20 protein-coding genes and 1 pseudogene are annotated in these 18,009 nt (G+C 39.4%); 17 read left to right on the top strand and 4 right to left on the bottom strand.

What is annotated here, in order from left to right:
- Positions 1 to 2 precede the first annotated feature (2 nt).
- From BLU98_RS05400 to BLU98_RS05380, 5 genes are all read left to right on the top strand, one after another.
- Positions 3 to 425, top strand: coding sequence for a DoxX family protein (locus tag BLU98_RS05400; protein ID WP_092722788.1), 423 nt, complete (start codon positions 3 to 5; stop codon positions 423 to 425).
- Positions 416 to 1,549 (top strand): chromate efflux transporter, encoded by a 1,134-nt coding sequence (gene chrA, locus BLU98_RS05395; RefSeq protein ID WP_092722786.1) that lies wholly within the window; start codon positions 416 to 418, stop codon positions 1,547 to 1,549. The genes BLU98_RS05400 and chrA overlap by 10 nt, the downstream gene beginning before the upstream one ends.
- 60 nt (positions 1,550 to 1,609) lie before the next feature.
- Positions 1,610 to 2,227 carry a class I SAM-dependent methyltransferase gene (locus tag BLU98_RS05390; protein ID WP_092722784.1) on the top strand — a complete coding sequence of 206 codons (618 nt, stop codon included), beginning with the start codon at positions 1,610 to 1,612 and terminating at the stop codon, positions 2,225 to 2,227.
- Positions 2,228 to 2,229: 2 nt separating this feature from the next.
- Positions 2,230 to 2,787 carry a helix-turn-helix domain-containing protein gene (locus BLU98_RS05385; protein WP_257574722.1) on the top strand — a complete coding sequence of 186 codons (558 nt, stop codon included), beginning with the start codon at positions 2,230 to 2,232 and terminating at the stop codon, positions 2,785 to 2,787.
- A gap of 86 nt (positions 2,788 to 2,873) precedes the next feature.
- Positions 2,874 to 3,131 carry a hypothetical protein gene (locus BLU98_RS05380; RefSeq protein WP_257574721.1) on the top strand — a complete coding sequence of 86 codons (258 nt, stop codon included), beginning with the start codon at positions 2,874 to 2,876 and terminating at the stop codon, positions 3,129 to 3,131.
- A gap of 291 nt (positions 3,132 to 3,422) precedes the next feature.
- Here the strand turns inward: BLU98_RS05380 and BLU98_RS17960 are convergent, their stop codons facing one another.
- Genes BLU98_RS17960 through BLU98_RS05365 form a run of 3 tightly spaced genes read right to left on the bottom strand, consistent with a single transcriptional unit; the run spans position 3,423 to position 4,628 of the window.
- Positions 3,423 to 3,635 carry a GDCCVxC domain-containing (seleno)protein gene (locus BLU98_RS17960; RefSeq protein WP_092722780.1) on the bottom strand — a complete coding sequence of 71 codons (213 nt, stop codon included), beginning with the start codon at positions 3,633 to 3,635 and terminating at the stop codon, positions 3,423 to 3,425.
- A 1-nt stretch (position 3,636) separates the two neighbouring features.
- Positions 3,637 to 4,254 (bottom strand): mercuric transport protein MerTP, encoded by a 618-nt coding sequence (gene merTP / locus BLU98_RS05370; protein WP_092722778.1) that lies wholly within the window; start codon positions 4,252 to 4,254, stop codon positions 3,637 to 3,639.
- Positions 4,251 to 4,628 (bottom strand): ArsR/SmtB family transcription factor, encoded by a 378-nt coding sequence (locus BLU98_RS05365; RefSeq protein ID WP_092722776.1) that lies wholly within the window; start codon positions 4,626 to 4,628, stop codon positions 4,251 to 4,253. Before BLU98_RS05365 ends, merTP begins: the two co-directional genes overlap by 4 nt.
- A 288-nt stretch (positions 4,629 to 4,916) precedes the next feature.
- Between BLU98_RS05365 and BLU98_RS18180 the strand changes: the two genes are divergently transcribed.
- The 11 genes and pseudogenes from BLU98_RS18180 (at position 4,917) to BLU98_RS05305 (ending at position 16,916) form a co-directional block, all read left to right on the top strand.
- Positions 4,917 to 5,315 (top strand): HYC_CC_PP family protein, encoded by a 399-nt coding sequence (locus BLU98_RS18180; protein WP_092722772.1) that lies wholly within the window; start codon positions 4,917 to 4,919, stop codon positions 5,313 to 5,315.
- A 101-nt stretch (positions 5,316 to 5,416) separates the two neighbouring features.
- The gene (locus tag BLU98_RS05350; protein WP_092722770.1) at positions 5,417 to 5,749 is read left to right on the top strand and encodes a heavy metal-binding domain-containing protein; all 333 of its coding nucleotides are present in this window, start codon (positions 5,417 to 5,419) and stop codon (positions 5,747 to 5,749) included.
- The gene (locus BLU98_RS18045; RefSeq protein WP_371937728.1) at positions 5,701 to 5,868 is read left to right on the top strand and encodes a heavy metal-binding domain-containing protein; all 168 of its coding nucleotides are present in this window, start codon (positions 5,701 to 5,703) and stop codon (positions 5,866 to 5,868) included. The genes BLU98_RS05350 and BLU98_RS18045 overlap by 49 nt, the downstream gene beginning before the upstream one ends.
- A gap of 18 nt (positions 5,869 to 5,886) precedes the next feature.
- A complete protein-coding gene (locus tag BLU98_RS05345; RefSeq protein WP_092722768.1) occupies positions 5,887 to 6,504 on the top strand; it encodes a DUF3347 domain-containing protein in 618 nt (205 codons plus the stop codon).
- A 22-nt stretch (positions 6,505 to 6,526) separates the two neighbouring features.
- Positions 6,527 to 9,751, top strand: a pseudogene (locus BLU98_RS18040) (efflux RND transporter permease subunit).
- A gap of 30 nt (positions 9,752 to 9,781) precedes the next feature.
- Positions 9,782 to 11,032 (top strand): TolC family protein, encoded by a 1,251-nt coding sequence (locus BLU98_RS05330; protein ID WP_092722761.1) that lies wholly within the window; start codon positions 9,782 to 9,784, stop codon positions 11,030 to 11,032.
- Positions 11,033 to 11,039: 7 nt separating this feature from the next.
- On the top strand, positions 11,040 to 12,413 hold the full coding sequence (locus BLU98_RS05325) for a heavy metal-binding domain-containing protein (RefSeq protein WP_257574720.1): 1,374 nt from the start codon (positions 11,040 to 11,042) through the stop codon (positions 12,411 to 12,413).
- A 6-nt stretch (positions 12,414 to 12,419) separates the two neighbouring features.
- Positions 12,420 to 13,613: an efflux RND transporter periplasmic adaptor subunit gene (locus tag BLU98_RS05320; RefSeq protein ID WP_092722759.1), complete on the top strand. Its 1,194-nt coding sequence runs from the start codon at positions 12,420 to 12,422 to the stop codon at positions 13,611 to 13,613.
- An 11-nt stretch (positions 13,614 to 13,624) separates the two neighbouring features.
- The gene (locus tag BLU98_RS05315) at positions 13,625 to 14,107 is read left to right on the top strand and encodes a heme-binding domain-containing protein (protein WP_092722757.1); all 483 of its coding nucleotides are present in this window, start codon (positions 13,625 to 13,627) and stop codon (positions 14,105 to 14,107) included.
- Positions 14,108 to 14,147: 40 nt separating this feature from the next.
- Positions 14,148 to 16,214 (top strand): copper-translocating P-type ATPase, encoded by a 2,067-nt coding sequence (locus BLU98_RS05310; RefSeq protein ID WP_371937734.1) that lies wholly within the window; start codon positions 14,148 to 14,150, stop codon positions 16,212 to 16,214.
- Between the two features lie 414 nt (positions 16,215 to 16,628).
- Positions 16,629 to 16,916, top strand: coding sequence for a hypothetical protein (locus BLU98_RS05305; protein ID WP_092722753.1), 288 nt, complete (start codon positions 16,629 to 16,631; stop codon positions 16,914 to 16,916).
- Positions 16,917 to 17,016: 100 nt separating this feature from the next.
- Here BLU98_RS05305 and BLU98_RS05300 read toward each other — a convergent pair whose 3' ends face one another.
- On the bottom strand, positions 17,017 to 17,232 hold the full coding sequence (locus BLU98_RS05300) for a hypothetical protein (RefSeq protein ID WP_092722751.1): 216 nt from the start codon (positions 17,230 to 17,232) through the stop codon (positions 17,017 to 17,019).
- 292 nt (positions 17,233 to 17,524) lie between these two features.
- On the opposite strand from BLU98_RS05300, the gene BLU98_RS18035 reads away from it, so the two are divergent.
- Positions 17,525 to 17,854, top strand: a complete 330-nt coding sequence (locus BLU98_RS18035; RefSeq protein ID WP_371937727.1) for a DUF6660 family protein — start codon at positions 17,525 to 17,527, stop codon at positions 17,852 to 17,854.
- The last annotated feature ends 155 nt before the right edge of the window (positions 17,855 to 18,009 follow it).

Below are 18,009 nucleotides of genomic sequence, written 5' to 3'. Positions count from 1 at the left end.
CCATGCTAAAAAAGATATTCCAAACGGACAATGCAAAAACTACCATTATCATTCGCCTCATGGTAGGTGCTGTCTTTCTTTCGGAAGGCATACAGAAGTTTTTATTTGCTGATACTTTAGGAGCAGGTCGCTTCGCTAAAATAGGCCTACCCAATCCCGAATTTTTAGCACCATTTACGGGCTGTTTTGAAATCATCTGCGGCATATTGGTTTTAGTAGGTTTGTTCACAAGGTTAGCGGCTGTTCCTTTATTCCTTATCATTTCAGTTGCCATTGTAACCACCAAAGCACAACTGCTCTCTACAAATGGCTTTTGGAGTGTGCTGCACGATAGCCGGACAGATTGGGCAATGCTTTTAGGGACTTTCTTTCTAATCATTAAAGGCGGTGGTAGCTGGTCGGCAGATAAATCGTTATGGAAGTAGTACAAAATTCAAAGTCATTAAAAGAGGTAGCAAAGCTTTTCTTTAAATTAGGTTGCATCGGGTTTGGAGGTCCTGCGGTTCATATTGCCATGATGGAAGAAGAAGTGGTCCGTAAACGTAAATGGATTTCACAGGAGCACTTTTTGGATTTGGTTGGAGCAACCAATTTGATACCGGGTCCAAACTCTACCGAAATGACCATGCACTGCGGACATGAAAAAGCAGGATGGAAAGGCTTAATAGTGGCAGGTGTTTGTTTCATTTTTCCGGCAGTAATCATTACAGGAATTTTTGCTTATACCTATCAGTTATATGGCAAATTGCCGCAGGTAGAGCCATTCATTTATGGTATCAAGCCCGTTATCATTGCGTTAATAGTTTCCCTGATGATTTCCTTAGGCAAAAAAGCCCTTAAAACAACAGCGTTAGGCGTTATAGGTGTTATTGCAGCTATTTTAGCGGTGTATGGCTTCAATGAGATTTACATACTTTTCGGTGCAGGCTTTTTAGGCATATTGTTACACCTTATAAAAGCCCGTAAGCAAACACTACACAGCATTTTCCCTTTTGTATTGTTACAAATAACCGATACGCCAGCCTTTTCATTCAATTGGAAACTGTTTTGGATATTCCTCAAAATGGGTTCTATACTTTATGGAAGTGGTTATGTTCTTTTTGCCTTTTTAGATGCAGAATTGGTCAGTACCGGTATGTTGAGCAAGCAGACGTTAGTTGATGCCATTGCCATAGGTCAGTTCACACCTGGTCCCGTTTTTTCATCCGCAACATTCATAGGTTGGCAAGTTGCAGGTTTACCCGGTGCAATAGCAGCTACAATAGGTATCTTCCTTCCTTCATTTTTATTCGTTGCATTGCTCAACCCATACATTCCTAAGCTAAGGAAATCTACAATCATGTCCGCATTTTTAGATACCGTAAATATTGTTTCAGTAGCCATCATTTTAGCAGTGTGTTTGGAAATGGGCAGAGCATCCATTACAGATTGGCGAACTACTTTGATTGCAATTGTAGGGTTGGCTGTTACGATGAAATTTAAAAAACTAAATAGTGCATTCGTTGTAATAGGCGGAGCAGTTTCGGGCTATTTGCTTTCATTACTTTAATATTTTAGCTATTGCTAACTTTGCATTATAGACACACATAATAAATAGGACATAAAGAACATGACTACAGATACAAAACAACATTGGGAAAAAGTCTTTGCTACAAAGCAGGAAAATGAAGTAAGCTGGTTTCAGCCTTATCCAAAAACATCAGTTGAATTTCTTGAACTATTCAATTTGCCTTTGGAGGCAAATATCATTGACATTGGTGGCGGTGATAGCCATTTAGTTGATGTATTGCTTGACAAGGGCTATCAGAATATTTATGTGTTAGACATTTCAGCAAATGCACTGGAAAGAGCCAAAGCACGGTTAGGTGTTAGAGGGGCTAAAGTAAACTGGATTGTTTCTGATATAGTGGATTTCAAACCAACTGTAAAATTTGATTTTTGGCACGACAGGGCAGCATTTCATTTTTTAACCACCGAAGAACGCATAAACAAATACTTTTCTATTGCAGAAACTGCCATCAAAAAAGACGGTTATTTAATATTAGGAACTTTCTCTGAAACGGGTCCATCTAAATGCAGCGGATTAGAAATAAAGCAATATTCCCAAGCTTCTATGTCAAATAGATTTAAGCATAGCTTTGAACGCATTAAATGTATTGAAGAACTACACGAAACGCCATTCAACACTATGCAGAACTTTCTTTTTTGCAGCTTTAGAAAGAAATAATTATGAAGTTTATTGTTAAAAACATGGTTTGCAACCGCTGCATAATGGTGGTTAAACAGGTATTGGAGGAAATGAATTTACAACCCCTGCGTGTGGCAATGGGTGAAATTGAATTGAAAAAGCCCGTCACCGCAAAGCAGTTGGATCTGTTGAACGAAAAATTAAAGGCATTGGGTTTTGAAGTATTGGATAATACGAAGCAGAGTCAGATAGAAAAAATTAAAAGTCTGCTGATACAAAAAGTACAACAGGGTGATCTGGAAGAACATTTTAGTATTACAGATTTTATCACCCAATCCATTCATAAAGAGTACAGCCAGCTTTCCCGGTTGTTTTCAGAGGTGGAAGGCCTTACCGTTGAACAGTTTTTTATTTTGCAAAAAATTGAAAAGGTAAAGGAGTGGCTTATTTACAATGAAAGTAACCTTAGTGAAATAGCCTGGAAATTAGGTTACAGTAGTGTTGCACACCTGTCTGCACAATTCAAAAAAATCACAGGTCTTACGCCATCAGCGTTTAAAAAAATTGGTGGCACCCGAAAATCGCTGGACGAAGTGTAGCAATTAAGTATAATTCTTTTCCATCATTCTGTAACGTCCGCACCACAGGCTCCAGCATTTAATTTTGTGTTATTAAATGCAGACTAATGACAATATATGCCTTTATTGAACTGTCTCTGGATTTTGCTTTTCTTTCTGGATTTAATCCCTTATTGACAAATGCGGTTACCTTTGCTGTGATGTCAGTAAGTATTGTGGGTGTAGTTCAAAGTGTACTGGATAAAAGAAAAATAAGATGCGCCTGCCTGGGTGATGTTTTTAATTTACCAATGAGTACAATCACAATTATTGAAGATGCGCTGATGATCGGGATGAGTGCGGTAATGCTGTTAACTATGTTGTAAAATGTCAGTTACAAAATCCATAGGGCAATTTTTCTGGCGGCTATTTAAAGCCATTTTTGTACGCAAAAAAGATTGCTGTAAATGAAACTTCGTTTGGCACTGGCGTTTTGGGCATTTTCTGTGTGCCGTAAGCAGACAGCCAATGCTGAACAACGATATGCAGTTGACAATTTGCACATCGGTACATTTATAATCCAGTACCTGAACAACCGATGATTAGAATTACTGCTGTTTATTGTTATTCCGTCGCTTGCCATATTATTCATGCATAGCTGGCTGCAACCTTCTCTGTCAGCAGCAAGACGAACCTACTTGTTTTGGTGGACACTTCACAGTTCCGTAACTACAATAAACGCAACAGTCACCTTGTTTGGGTTTTAATCTTGTCTTACAGTTTTCACATTCGTAAAAAAACTGACAAGCGTCTGTCGGCATAGTTTCTTCTTTTTGATGTCCGCAGTTAGGACAAGTAATTGTTGATTGAAGTATTATTGTTGTGTCCATTTTACTTGCTAATATTTGTTGATGAAATTACTTTATAGCCAATGCTGTTTACGATATTTGAAAGGCTGTCAATGGATGTTTTAGTGTTGTCAAATTTTATGATGGCGTTAGCTTTTTTATACGAAGTATTAGCTTCAATAACTCCATTTACTTTTGAAAGCTCACTGTTTATGTGTGCTGTGCAGCCTTCGCAATCCATTCCACTAATGTTAAGTTGAACTGTTTGAATATCGCTTTTGTCAACTACGATAATTTTAGTTTGTTGTGGCTTTGGATAAAACACCTTCGCATAATAAGGAAAGGCAAGTAGCAAAACTGCAATCACTGTAACAATACCTAAAAATAACTTTGATTGCCAAAATGACTTTTTATTATCAGTCTCACAATCACAGTCAACTTGTTTACGTGGTTTAAGTTTTTGATACCACGCAAACGCAAAAATTAAAACTGTTGCAACAATCAAATACGGTCTGTATGGTTCAATCCACGAAAAAGATGAAGCAAGTCCGCTTGCACCGCCAAGAAATGCAAGAACGGGTGTGATGCAACAAAGTGAAGCAGCGATAGCCGCAAAAATTCCTGCTATCCAACTTTTATTATTTTTTGTAGTCGGTGTCATACAGTTTGTGTTGCTAAATTTTGTTGATTAATAATTTTGAAAAAAGGTCGTAATATTTTCAAATGTTCACTACGCAAAGAATAGAAAATGGTTTGCCCTTCTTTTCTTGCCTCAATAATATTTCCGTCTTTCAGCTTTCTTAAATGTTGCGATATTGCTGGGATGCTCATTCCTAAAATGTCGCTTAGGTCGCAGGGACAGAGTTCAGTTTCTTCTTCAAGTAGAAAAAGTATTTTCAGTCGTACTTCGTTACCTGTCAAGGCAAGAACTTGTCCTAATTGTAAAAATGATTTTGTATTTGATTTTAATTTTTCACGACAACTTTTTATTTGTTCAACGTCTGCCTGAAGCCTAATGCAAGTGTCATTTGCCATTGTTAATTTATTTTGTCGGGTCAAATATAGCAAGATATTTATTATTTAAGCAAATACTTAAATAATCAAATTGTTAATTTGGTAGGTGTTAAGCTTTGTTGGGGAAAAGAGGTGTTTACTTAGAAAAAAGGGTGGTGTTTTTTGCAGTTATGGTTCCGTAAAATGCCCCCCTGTTCAACTGGGCAATAAATGTTGTTAATCAGTGTTTTTGGCATTAAAGTATAAACTATTTTCAGAATTATATAAAACAATTGATGAAATTTTGGTTTACCTTTGACATGCAATAAAATGAAAAAGTTCATCGCAGCCATATTAGCCGTTTTGTATTTAGGCACTTCTTCCGGTGCTACTATACATATGCATTATTGCATGGGTAAGTTGGCCGATTGGGGTTTGGGTGATAAACAATCCAAAACCTGTGGTAAATGCGGCATGGAAAAAACAAACAAAAAAGATAATGGCTGCTGCAAGGATGAACAAAAATTTTTAAAGAATAATTCCGATCAAAAAATTGCTGAATCCTCTTTTCAATTTAATCTATTGCAGGGGGTTGCCCTTTTAGCTGATTATATTGAGATACCATTTACACCCATACCTTCTGTAGCAGAAGAAAACCCGAACAGTAATTCCCCTCCACGAACGCAGGCTGTACCTGTTTATATCCGCAACTGCGTTTTTCGCATTTAGATTATTTTCCCTCTTGTGAGCCAGGCAAATGATTTGTCAGGCTATCGGCATTTCTGTATGCCGTAATTTTTTCAATTATTACATACTTAAATTATTTCAAAATGAAAGCAATTAAAATGCTGGTGATGGCAGCTTTAACCATCGGTTCTATTTCAATGTATGCACAGGATAGTACCAGTCAAAAAATAAAATCTCCTAAACAAAAAATGGAGAAGATACAATACAGTTGTCCTATGCACCCGGATATGGTAAGCAATAAACCGGGTAAATGCTCAAAATGCGGAATGGATTTAACAAAATCCAATAAAGAACAGATGAAAATGGAAGTAATGAAAATGTACGCATGTCCTATGCACCCGGACGTAACCAGTGATAAGCCAGGTAAATGTTCCAAATGTGGTATGGATCTGAAAAAAAGGAGCAGGCCAATGTAGTGTATAGCTGTCCCATGAAATGCGAAGGTGATAAAACATATGATAAACCGGGTAAATGTCCAAAATGCGGCATGGCTTTAAAAGAACAAAAGGACGACCACTCCAATCACAAACATTAATCAACTAAAACAAAAAAAATGAAAAAGACAATTCTTATCACAATAGCGGTTACGGCAATGTTTTTTGTTGCCTGCAACAGCAATAGTTCTACAAAGGATAATAACATGGCTATGAACCATGATAGTATGCCCATGACGATGCAGGGTGACACTGCAACAGATAATAATATAAAAATGGTGACAACAATATTCACTACCGTTGATCCGGCTGTTGCATCTTACATCAAAACATTGGTAACAGATTACCTTGCTGTAAAAAATGCTCTTGTGAATGGAAGAGAAGAACAGGCCGCTGCAGCTTCCGGTAAAATGTACGATGCGATGAAAAGTTTTGACAAATCATTACTCACTGCCGATCAGAAAAAAGTATATGATGATATTGAAGTAGACCTGAAAGAACATGCAGAACATATTTCCAAAAGTAAAATTGATCACCAGCGGGAACATTTTGCTATGATGAGTAAGGATATGTATGATATGGCTAAGGCGTTTGGTGCAGGAGTGACCTTGTACCACGATCATTGCCCCATGTATAAGGACGGCTCTATGTGGCTTAGTGAATCAAAAGATATCCGCAATCCCTATTATGGTGAAAAGATGATGACCTGCGGTAATATAGAAGAAATGTTCAAATAATTACCGGTTAAATGAAGCTATTATGATTCCAAAAGTAATCTCCTGGTCTTTAAAAAACCGGTTTATCGTTTTGCTGCTGGCAGCAGGTTTATTTGTGTGGGGGATATTAAATATCCGGAAAAATCCCATAGATGCAATTCCTGACCTCAGCGAAAACCAGGTAATTGTTTTCACCGAATGGATGGGCCGTGGTCCGCAGATCATGGAAGACCAGGTTACCTATCCGCTCGTAAGTAATCTTCAGGGCATACCAAAAGTTAAAAACATCAGGGGTACGTCCATGTTCGGGATGAGTTTTGTATATGTAATTTTTGAAGATGATGTGGATGTCTACTGGGCTAGGACTAGGGTACTCGAACGCTTGAACTATGCCCAACGCCTATTGCCTAATGGCGTTACTCCTACACTTGGCCCCGATGGCACAGGAGTAGGGCATGTATTTTGGTACACCCTTGATACAAAAAATCTCGACCTCGGCGAGCAAAGAGCATTACAGGACTGGTATGTAAAGCTGGCGTTGCAAACAGTTCCGGGTGTTGCAGAAGTCGCTTCCTTCGGTGGTTTTGAAAAACAATACCAGTTGGTAGTTGACCCTGTGAAACTTCAATTCTACAACGTTTCCCTGATGGATGTAATGTCGAAGGTAAAAGCCAGTAATAATGATGTTGGCGGCAGAAAATTTGAAATGAGCGATATGGCGTATATCATCCGTGGCCTGGGCTATATCAAAAACAAAGACGATATAGAAAATATTGCCGTAGGAAATTATAATGGTATCCCCGTAAGGGTTAAGGATATCGGAACTGTACAGATGGGGGGCGATCTGCGACTCGGCATTTTTGATGAGAATGGTGAAGGTGAAGTGGTGGGTGGGATTGTGGTAATGCGGTATGGAGAAAATGCCGACAAAGTTATTGCCGCCGTGAAAGAAAAAATGAAGGATGTCCAAAAGGGATTACCGGAAGGAGTAACCTTTAAGACCGCTTATGACCGTAGCGAATTAATTGAGGCCGCCATTGGGAACATTAAGACAAAACTGATTGAGGAGATGACCGTAGTGGCTTTAATTGTGATCATCTTTTTGTTTCATTGGCGAAGCGCATTAAGCATCATCATTCAGATCCCAATTACAATAGCAGTAAGCTTTATCCTCTTAAACTTCTTTGGTATTTCATCCAACATCATGTCATTAACGGGTATTGCGTTGGCAATCGGTGTGATAGTAGACAACGGGATTATTATGAGTGAGAATGCATACAGGCATTTATCAGAATGGCAAAACCAGCACAACCCTAAAGCGTAAACAATGAAAAAGCTAGTTAATAAATTAAGAGGAAAAAAGGACTATAACCGTATCCCTGAGTTAGAGCGGATGCGTTTAATTGAAAAGGCTTGTGTACAAGTATCAAGGGGTGTGTTCTTTTCCACCGTCATTATCATTGCATCATTTTTACCGGTGTTCTTATTGACAGGGCAGGAAGGTAAATTGTTTCACCCGCTGGCCTTTACCAAAACATTTATCATGATGGTGGACGCCCTGCTGGTCATTGTTCTTGCGCCGGTGCTTATTTCATTTTTTATGAAAGGCAGGTTCAGGCCCGAAACCAAAAACCCGGTTAACCGAATTTTAGAAAAGATCTATGAGCCGGTGATTCGTGCCTGCATCAAATGGAGAAAGACAACCATTGCCATAAATATCATTGCGCTGGCTATCAGTATACCCATGCTGATGAGCCTGGGTAAAGAATTTATGCCTCCGCTGGATGAAGGTTCCATTTTGTTTATGCCCGTTACATTACCGGATGTTTCAAACAGTGAAGTAAAGCGGATTTTGCAAGTGCAGGACAAACTGATCAAATCGGTTCCAGAAGTAAAAAATGTACTGGGAAAAGCGGGCAGGGCAAATACAGCAACGGATAATTCACCCATCAGTATGATTGAAACCATTATTTTACTGAAACCCCAAAGCGAATGGCGGAAAGGCGTTTCAAAAAATGATATCATCAATGAACTGAATGCCAAATTGCAGATACCGGGTGTTACCAATGGGTGGACACAACCCATCATTAACCGTATTAACATGCTGTCTACAGGTATTCGTACCGACGTTGGTGTAAAAGTGTATGGTCAGAATCTTGATACTATTTATGCCTTTGCAGAAAAAGTAAAAAAAGAACTGGAAGGCATTGATGGCGTAAAAGATTTGTATGTAGAACCCATCACGGGGGGGAAATATATTGACATCATTGTAAAGCGGGATGAAATCAGTCGCTATGGACTGACTGTTGATGATGTAAATAGTGTGGTGGAAATTGCTTTGGGCGGAATGCGGTTAACAACGACGGTTGAAGGTCGCCAACGGTTTTCCGTAAATGCAAGATTTGGGCAGGACTTCAGAAACAACCTGGAAGCATTAAAACGCCTGCAGGTGCAAACCATGAAGTATGGTCCAGTTCCATTGGAAGCCGTTGCAGATGTAAAAATAACCGAAGGCCCGCCGATGATCAATTCGGAAAATGCGATGCTGCGAGGAACGGTTCTGTTTAATGTAAGGGAACGGGATCTGGGCAGCACGGTTAATGAAGCCAGGAAGAAACTGGATAATATGGTTACCAAATTGCCCAAAGGTTATTTCATGGAATGGAGCGGACAGTATGAAAACCTCATTCGCAGCGAAAAAACATTGAAGTTGATTTTGCCGGTTGTGTTAGTCATTATTTTCCTGTGCATGTATTTTGCCTTTCATTCGGCAAGGGAAGCATTCCTCAGTCTGGTATCTATTCCATTTGCATTAATTGGCGGAGCATTCATGATTTATTTCTGGGGTGTCAATCTATCAGTAGCTGTGGCAGTTGGCTTTATAGCGTTGTTTGGCCTGGCTGTTGAAACCGGTATTGTTATGGTTATTTATCTCAATGACGCCATGCAACAATTGGTTGAAAATAAAGGCAATTCAAAAGAAACGATCACAAATCAGGATTTGCGGGAGTATGTTATTGCCGGGGCTGCAAAACGACTGCGCCCCAAGTTAATGACAGTAAGTGTTTCCCTCTTTGCACTGATACCTATTCTTTGGAGTCATGGTGTAGGAAGTGATGTGATGAAACCAATTGTATTACCCATGGTAGGCGGTGTACTTACATCGGCCACCCATATACTATTGGTGACCCCATTGATTTTTTTAATGGCCAAAGAATATGAATTGAGAAGGCACGGGAAGATTGATGTACTGGAAACAAAGCACTAATAATGACCAGCAGAAAATAAAAATGTACAGATGAAAAGTGTAAAATTATTAATTGGAGGATTACTCCTGATGCAAACTGCAAATTCCCAGCATTTACTGACCATGCAGGAAATACAATCCGCCATTGAAAAAAATCATCCAACCTTAAAAATGCTGGATGCGGAAGCCCGTTCAATGAGTGAAGCCGCCAAAGGTGCTTACAGTTGGGAAGCCCCCCAACTGGGTGCAGGGTTTTATCAAACTCCTTATGACCCCGGCAGGTGGAAGTATATGAACGGACAGCCTGGCATGGGTTCATTTATGTTTTCTGTTCAGCAAATGTTTCCAAATAAAAAAAGACAGGATGCAGAGTACGATTTTATGAATGCGCAGTCAACTGTTGAATTACAAAAAAAAGATGTAGTGATCAACGAGTTGCTTTTTACAGCAAGGAAAAATTACTATGACTGGATTGTACTGGAAAAAAAATTAAGCGTGTTGGATGAAAATAACAGGCTGTTAAAGTTCATGATGCAGAGTGCGGAAATTAGGTATAAAAACGGTTTGGGTAAAATCAGTGCTTATTACAAAGCCAAAGCTGCGCTGGCGAATGTCGAAAATATGCAACTGATGTTAAGGAATGAAATTGAACTAAAAAGAATTGCCATCAATACCGTTATGAACCGGAATACGGATGAGCCCTTTTTGATCGATACCAATTACGTTTGGTTCGATTTTAATAAGACCATGTTTGATTCTGCCAATTTAATGAAACAAAGAAGCGATGTAAAAGTGATTGACCGGACTATTGAAGTCAATAACCTGGAACGGAAAGCAGAATTGGTAAAACTGAAACCAGAGTTTGGTATTCAATATAACCACATGACAGGCTGGGCCCGCCAGCCGCTGATGTTTTCAGTAATGGGCATGGTAAAAATTCCGCTTACAAAGTGGTCTTCAAGAATGAATAAAGCAAAAGCCGAAAGCCTCGTATGGCAAAATGAAGCATTGAGAAACCAGCAGCAAATGATTGTGAACGAAGCCTCCGGCATGGCCAGTACTTCCTATATCGAACTGGAATTAAAAAAGAAACAGATGCTTTTATATGAGCAGCAAATCATTCCTGCATTAAGAAAAAACTTCCAAACCATGCAATTGGCTTATGAGCAAAATACGGAAGAGCTTTTTGAGCTCTTTGATGCTTGGGAAGCATTGAACATGACACAGATGGATTATTTCGACCAGTTACAAAATGCCCTGCAGATGCAGGCAGAACTGATGAAAATTATGGAGATAAAATAAGAATGAAATGAAAAGAGTAATAAAAAGTAATTGGTGCTGGTTAATGGGGATTGCTTTATTTATGGCAGCCTGTAATAATTCAGTCAACAAACAGGAAACTATGTACACCTGCCCGATGCCACAGGATTCTGTATTCTCCGATAAACCGGGTAAATGTCCCAAGTGCGGAATGGATTTGATTCCGATGACTGACCGTGCTATGCACAATAGCATGAATATGACCGACAGTACCCAATCAAATGTAAAGGCATATTCCTGCCCGATGCACCCCCAGGTACAAAGCGATACGGCCGGGTCCTGCCCCATTTGCGGGATGCAGTTGGAAAAAACAAAATCAGTAACAGAGCCTAAGGCAGTTTCGCTAAATACATTATTGAAGCCGTCTAACCAGCAGGTGATTGCGAGCATACCTATGGTTCACATGATGGAAAGGGAAGAAAATATTGAAATGGAATCTTATGGCTTTATAAATTATGATACAAGACAAACAGGAATCATTACCGCTAACTTTTCAGGCAGGATAGAAAAGCTTTATGTGAAATACCGCTACCAGAAAATAAGTAAGGGGCAACACATCATGGATATCTATAGCCCTGAGTTGATGACTGCACAGGAAAACTTGCTGTTCTTATTAAAGAACGATCCGGATAATACCTTGCTCATTAATGCTTCCAAACAAAAACTGTATTTATTAGGAATGAGTAATCAACAGGTAAATGCAGTTATCAAATCAGGGAAAGCCAATTATGCTGTGGTTGTTTACAGCCATTACAGCGGTCATATCCATGAAAGCAACGGCGCTGCAATGAATGGCAATCAGCAAACAACTATGAATCCCGCCGCTTCTACAACAGAGGAGCTATCCGTAAAGGAAGGGATGTATGTGCAAAAAGGGCAGACTATTTTCTCTGTTTTTAATCCGGATAAGGCATGGGTGCTCTTAAACATTTTTACCGGTCAGGCAGCCATGGTTAAGGTTGGTGATAAAGTACGCATTACGCCTGAAACTAACCCGTCAAAAGACTTCAGGGCGGTTATCAATTATATTGAACCTGTGTACAGGGAGGGTAACAAAACGATGACAGCAAGGGTTTATTTTGATAACAGCATTTCTAAAATACCAATTGGAAGCCAGGTGAAAGCCACCATTTTTGCCGGCGACCGTTCAGCAGAATGGCTGCCGGAGGAAGCAGTCTTGTCTTTAGGTTTGGATAAAGTAGTCTTTGTCAGAAACGGAGAATCCTTTTTAGCAAGAAAAATAGAAACAGGAATTACGAATAAACATCTTGTGCAGGTATTATCGGGCTTGGATAAGAAGGAGGCGGTAGCAGCTAATGCCCAGTACCTGGTGGACAGTGAAAGTTTCATCAAAACAAATTAAAGTAACATGAACAAGTATTTTTTGGTCTTCATCACCGTTTTATTTTTCCTTTTCTCCTGCAAAGGGAAAAAGGAAACCACCATGAATAAGGATGAATACTATACCTGTAGTATGCATCCGCAGATTATGCAGGACAAGCCCGGTAATTGCCCTATTTGCCACATGGAGTTAATTGTTGTGAAAAAAACTAGCACGGCAGCCGATGAAATTATGTTGAACGATGAACAGATAAGGTTGGGCAACATTCGAACCGATACGATTCGCAACGGGACAATCGGCGATAAACTGGTTTTGACAGCCACATTAAATGCGGATGAATCAAAAGTAAGCAGTATCAATGCACGGGTAATGGGAAGAATTGACAAACTCTATTTTAAAAATATGGGCGATTATGTTCCAAAAGGGGTACACCTCTACGATTTATACAGTGAAGAACTGAATAATGCCAAACAGGAATATATAGCAGCGTTGGAAAAACAGCAATCCCTCGGCAATTCAATAATTGATTTTAACCGTTTGTTGCAAAGCGCTAAAATGAAATTGCTTTTATGGGGCATGAGTGAAGCACAGGTGAATGAATTGGCAAAGTTAAAAAAATCATCTCCGCTCACTTCCTTTTACAGCAATGCATCTGGCTATATTACTGAATTGCCGGTGATGGAGGGACAGTATGCATCAGAAGGTATGACGATTGTAAAATTGGCAGACCTGTCTTCTTTGTGGGCTGAAGCGCAGGTATATGCTTCACAGCTTTCCGCCGTTGATTTAAATGGTACCGCAATCATTCAGATCCCTGATTTACCCGGAAAAGAGTGGAAAGGGAAAATTGAATTTGCCAACCCTGAAATTTTACCAGGCAGCCGGCTCAACCTGGTGAGGGTTATCCTGCCCAATCCAAACGGAATATTAAAACCCGGTATGCCCGCCTATGTAAGCTTAAAAAGCAGGGAGCTAAAAACACTTACGCTTCCAACAGATGCGGTATTAAGGGATGGGAAAATGAGTACCGTTTGGGTTCAGTCAGGAAAAAACAGTTATAAAATGAAAATGGTGGAAACCGGTTTGGAGAGCGGCGACCGGATTGAAATTAAATCGGGTTTACAAAACGGAGATGTAGTGGTGATGCGGGGAGCTTATCTGCTGCATAGTGAATATGTGTTTAAAAAAGGAAATGACCCGATGGCAGGAATGAAAATGTAAAAGCAGGTCAGATGAATTTCATACTAAAGACAATATGGAAAAGAATAGTACTGTTTGCGGTGATAGCATTTGCATTGATACAATTTATCCCAAAGCCGAAAAGAAATAGTGATGATACAATATCTGAGGCTTCATTTAATACAGTTTATGTTGTGCCGGATACCATCATGCATGTATTGAAAACAGCCTGTTACGACTGCCACAGTAACAATACCCGCTATCCCTGGTACAGTAATATTCAGCCGGTGGCCTGGTACTTGAACCGGCATATTGTAAATGGAAAAGAGGAACTGAATTTTGATGAATTTGGCAGGTACTCCAGGCGCAGGCAACAAAGCAAGTTCAAAGCAATAGCAAGTCAGATAGAGGATAATGAAATGCCATTGTCATCCTACAGGTTACTGCATCGTGAGGCAAGGTTAACAAAAGATGAAAAAAGACTTCTGATTACATGGGCAAAAAGTAGCCTGGATAATATTGATTCAAAAAAATAAGAATAGTATGGAACATCAACAGCATCATTCACATGAAGACATGAACAAAAGGGAAATAATTGACATGGTTAATGATAAAATGGGCCATTCAAAAATGGATCACAGTAAAATGAACCATGATCATGGGTCGATACCTATGGGTATGGCGGGGCATGACCATCATCGTATGATGATTGATGATTTTAAAAAACGGTTTTGGATAAGCCTGGTGATATCCATCCCCATTCTCCTTTTCTCACCCATGATTCAGCAATTTTTCAGTTATCAGCTGTTGCTTCCCGGAAACAAATATTTTTTGCTGACACTTTCCTCCATTGTTTATTTCTTGGGTGGCTGGCCATTCCTGAAAGGTTTTTTCGATGAAATAAAAAAAAGGGCACCGGGTATGATGACATTGATTTCAATGGCTATCAGTGTGGCTTATTTTTACAGTGCAGCCACTGTTTTTGGATTAAAAGGAATGGATTTCTTCTGGGAACTGGCAACTCTTATTGTCATTATGCTGTTAGGACATTGGCTTGAAATGAAATCTGTTTTGGGAGCATCAAAGGCGCTGCAATTACTGGTAAGCATGATGCCGGCAGAAGCACACCGGGTAAAACCAGATGGGACTATTGAAGATATAAAACTGGAAATGTTATCACCAGGTGATGTGATACTGATAAAGCCCGGTGAAAAAGTACCTGCTGATGGAATCATTGCAGAAGGGAGCAGTTATTTAAATGAAGCCATGCTCACCGGCGAGTCAAAACCTGTAAAAAAAGAATTGGATAGCAAGGTCATTGGTGGCTCTATCAATGGTAATGGTTCTTTAAAAATTAAAGTGGAACATACCGGCAAAGAAAGCTATCTCAATAAAGTCATTTCACTGGTAGAAGAGGCTCAGAAATCAAAGTCAAAAATGCAAAACCTTAGTGACAGGGCGGCAAAATGGCTCACATATATTGCTTTACTAATTGGATTTGGAACCTTAGCCACCTGGCTCATCTTAGGTTACCCATTTGTGTTTGCATTGGAACGTATGGTTACAATAATGGTTATTGCCTGTCCTCACGCATTGGGATTGGCGATCCCTTTAGTTGTAGCGATTTCCACGGCAGTATCTGCACAAAATGGATTATTGATAAGAAACCGTACCGCTTTTGAAGAATCCCGTAAGATAACGGCCATCCTGTTTGATAAAACCGGTACATTAACCAAAGGTGAATTTGGAGTAACCCGGATTGTATCTGTGAACAATCAATTTAATGAAGACGAATTGCTTCGCCTGTCGTCCGCTCTGGAACAAAGCTCCGAACATCCGATTGCCATAGGTATCGTTCGCAAAGCAAAAGAGAAAAAAATAGAGATTCCCAAACCCGTGAATTTTAATGCCATTACGGGAAAAGGGGTTGAGGCAGAGGTGGACAGCAGGAAAGTAAAGGTGGTGAGCCCCGGATATTTAAAAGAGAAAAATATTCCTTTGCCGGATGATCAAAACAATAACGAAGCAGAAACAGTTGTGTTTATCATTGTCAATGAACAACTTGCCGGGTATATAGCATTAGCAGATGAGATAAGGCCTGAAAGTGCAGAAGCAATTACTGTATTCAGGAAGAACAATATAAAAGTGCTGATGGCAACGGGCGATAATGAGAAGGTGGCGAAAGCGGTCAGTGATCAATTGGGCCTTGACGGATATTTTGCAGAAGTGTTACCACATCAAAAAGTAGAGATTGTAAAAAAACTGCAAAGCAAGGGAGCATTTGTGGCCATGACAGGTGATGGAGTAAATGATGCTCCGGCATTGGCGCAATCGGATGTTGGCATTGCCGTTGGTTCCGGCACAGATGTGGCGGCAGAAACCGCAGATATTATTTTAGTAAACAGTAATCCGCAGGATATTGCCAACCTGATCTTATTTGGCAAAGCAACGTATAATAAGATGATTCAGAATATTGCCTGGGCAACGGGATATAATGCCATTGCCATTCCTTTAGCGGCTGGGGTTCTTTATTCAACCGGCTTTGTTTTAGGCCCGGCTGTGGGGGCGGTATTGATGAGTTTGAGTACTATCATTGTAGCGATCAATGCACAATTATTGCGAAATAAGCTTAGTAATAAATGAAAATAATATGTTTAAAAAACAATTTTATTCAGCAATCAACTTGAAGTCATTATTTTGGGTCTTGTATTGGGGAAACCATTAGGAATATTTTTTTTCGCATTCACAGGAACGCTAGCAGGATTTGTACTGTTTCTGAAGACCTTAATCAGAAAAAATAATTAGCATATGATTTCTGGGCGTATAGGCTTTACCATGTTCATATTCATAACGATGATTGTATATACATATTTACCCTTATGGGTGGTTAAAAAATAGCTATTCTATCAGCTTCGTCTATTGCTTTAATAGTAGGGTTGCTATTATTAAAATTCAGTTTGAAATAGAGTTATCCTCATCATATTTTGATGAGGATGCCCAAAGCCGTGTTATTTATTTTTGTGCAGTGAGTATTGTTTAAATTAAAACCGTGTGATTATGCTAACAACAAGTGATGTAGCCAAAGTGTACGATACTATACTCAGTATCCCAGGCATGAATGAAACAGTGAAGATTGACATGAGGATCTCCCGCAAAAACGTATTGTTATTGCACAGTGTCCTTAAACGTGGGTTAACGGCTAAAGACGATGATAAATCATCCGGTCTGCTGGAAAACATTCCGCAGGGAGCATTACAGGAATTACACGTAATCGCTGATGAATATCTTACTAAGGCAGGCTTAACGGAACTCAGCGAAAAACTAAAGGCGCTCAGTACAAAATAAAAGGGGCAACTCAGTAACCGGACTTTCGCTTATACGGCTCATTTTGTCGGATAAGCGAAAGTCTTTTTGTGCTATTCGGCAGGTGAAAATGAATATTGCCTTACTTTTTGATCGTAATCGCCCAGTCTTTTTCACTTCTTATATCCTGAACTTTATTCTCTAACAGCCATTTTCGAAACTCATTTACATTCTTCGGAGTAAAATGAACTATATCACCGTTTTTTAGCATAATGGTGAAGAACTCGGTTGCAGCAAGGAATTTTGATAATTGTCCGGCTGTATATTCAAAATCGGGATAGCGTGCGGCTGAAGTCATAGTATGTTGTTTTTAATGATTCCTCTGACTTGCTGCCCATATACAAAAAAATAGCGCGGGCAACAGCTCACCGCACTGAGGTCTTAGGAAACCTGGCAACGATAAGTGCGCCCACGCCGTAGCATGAGCGTTCTCACTTATGTCCCATTGCCATTTGAAAGTTCCTAAGTTTCAGTGCGGGACTTAAAGCTAAAACGCTTCAAGAATATTTTTGCAAATATACTATTTCAAGGGTTGAAATGTAGAACTTTACCTGTAGTTTATGAATTGTTCATAAGAAATAATTGTATATTTGCAGAACTTGAAAACAATTTCCTTCATATTGTCCATTTTGGTGTTAATAATGAGCTGCATGCCGTGTACTGATGGCCTTGACGCTATTGGAAATGGTGGTATGAAAAAAGAGGTGTCAAAATCATCTTCTCACAATAAGGAAACTCAACAAAAGGATAACTGCTCACCTTTTTGTAGCTGTTCTTGTTGTCATGGCTTTCCAATTACTCAACCAATAGTTAAGGATTTTCTGTCAGTAACCTATATTGAAAAATGCTACAATTCCTTTTATCCTTCTGGTATTAAAGGAATTTCATTGCCTATTTGGCAACCTCCTCAGTTATCGTAGTCTTTTATTTTTACTACTGTTAAGCTAACCTAAACTACAAGTAGTTTAAGGTGTTCCATATTTACAATTATTTTATATTTTCCTTGAATAAGAAAATGAAAAGGAAATCCAAACAGCAATTGGCGATAAGGGTTTTAAAAACGATATTAATCATA

Source organism: Hydrobacter penzbergensis (assembly GCF_900106985.1).
GTDB lineage: Bacteria > Bacteroidota > Bacteroidia > Chitinophagales > Chitinophagaceae > Sediminibacterium > Sediminibacterium magnilacihabitans.
The sequence above is the reverse complement of the archived record's forward strand: the minus strand, read 5'-3'. Positions and strand labels throughout refer to the sequence as shown.

Coding starts and splice junctions, on each gene's coding strand:
- BLU98_RS05365 (WP_092722776.1), bottom strand. CDS start 4,628: ATGGCAAATGACACTTGCATTAGGCTTCAGGCAGACGTTGAACAAATA.
- BLU98_RS05390 (WP_092722784.1), top strand. CDS start 1,610: ATGACTACAGATACAAAACAACATTGGGAAAAAGTCTTTGCTACAAAG.
- chrA (WP_092722786.1), top strand. CDS start 416: ATGGAAGTAGTACAAAATTCAAAGTCATTAAAAGAGGTAGCAAAGCTT.
- BLU98_RS05300 (WP_092722751.1), bottom strand. CDS start 17,232: ATGACTTCAGCCGCACGCTATCCCGATTTTGAATATACAGCCGGACAA.
- BLU98_RS05385 (WP_257574722.1), top strand. CDS start 2,230: ATGAAGTTTATTGTTAAAAACATGGTTTGCAACCGCTGCATAATGGTG.
- BLU98_RS05400 (WP_092722788.1), top strand. CDS start 3: ATGCTAAAAAAGATATTCCAAACGGACAATGCAAAAACTACCATTATC.
- merTP (WP_092722778.1), bottom strand. CDS start 4,254: ATGACACCGACTACAAAAAATAATAAAAGTTGGATAGCAGGAATTTTT.
- BLU98_RS05380 (WP_257574721.1), top strand. CDS start 2,874: ATGACAATATATGCCTTTATTGAACTGTCTCTGGATTTTGCTTTTCTT.
- BLU98_RS18045 (WP_371937728.1), top strand. CDS start 5,701: ATGTTCCAAATGTGGTATGGATCTGAAAAAAAGGAGCAGGCCAATGTA.
- BLU98_RS05305 (WP_092722753.1), top strand. CDS start 16,629: ATGCTAACAACAAGTGATGTAGCCAAAGTGTACGATACTATACTCAGT.
- BLU98_RS05350 (WP_092722770.1), top strand. CDS start 5,417: ATGAAAGCAATTAAAATGCTGGTGATGGCAGCTTTAACCATCGGTTCT.
- BLU98_RS05330 (WP_092722761.1), top strand. CDS start 9,782: ATGAAAAGTGTAAAATTATTAATTGGAGGATTACTCCTGATGCAAACT.
- BLU98_RS05345 (WP_092722768.1), top strand. CDS start 5,887: ATGAAAAAGACAATTCTTATCACAATAGCGGTTACGGCAATGTTTTTT.
- BLU98_RS17960 (WP_092722780.1), bottom strand. CDS start 3,635: ATGGACACAACAATAATACTTCAATCAACAATTACTTGTCCTAACTGC.
- BLU98_RS18180 (WP_092722772.1), top strand. CDS start 4,917: ATGAAAAAGTTCATCGCAGCCATATTAGCCGTTTTGTATTTAGGCACT.
- BLU98_RS05320 (WP_092722759.1), top strand. CDS start 12,420: ATGAACAAGTATTTTTTGGTCTTCATCACCGTTTTATTTTTCCTTTTC.
- BLU98_RS05310 (WP_371937734.1), top strand. CDS start 14,148: ATGAACAAAAGGGAAATAATTGACATGGTTAATGATAAAATGGGCCAT.
- BLU98_RS05325 (WP_257574720.1), top strand. CDS start 11,040: ATGAAAAGAGTAATAAAAAGTAATTGGTGCTGGTTAATGGGGATTGCT.
- BLU98_RS05315 (WP_092722757.1), top strand. CDS start 13,625: ATGAATTTCATACTAAAGACAATATGGAAAAGAATAGTACTGTTTGCG.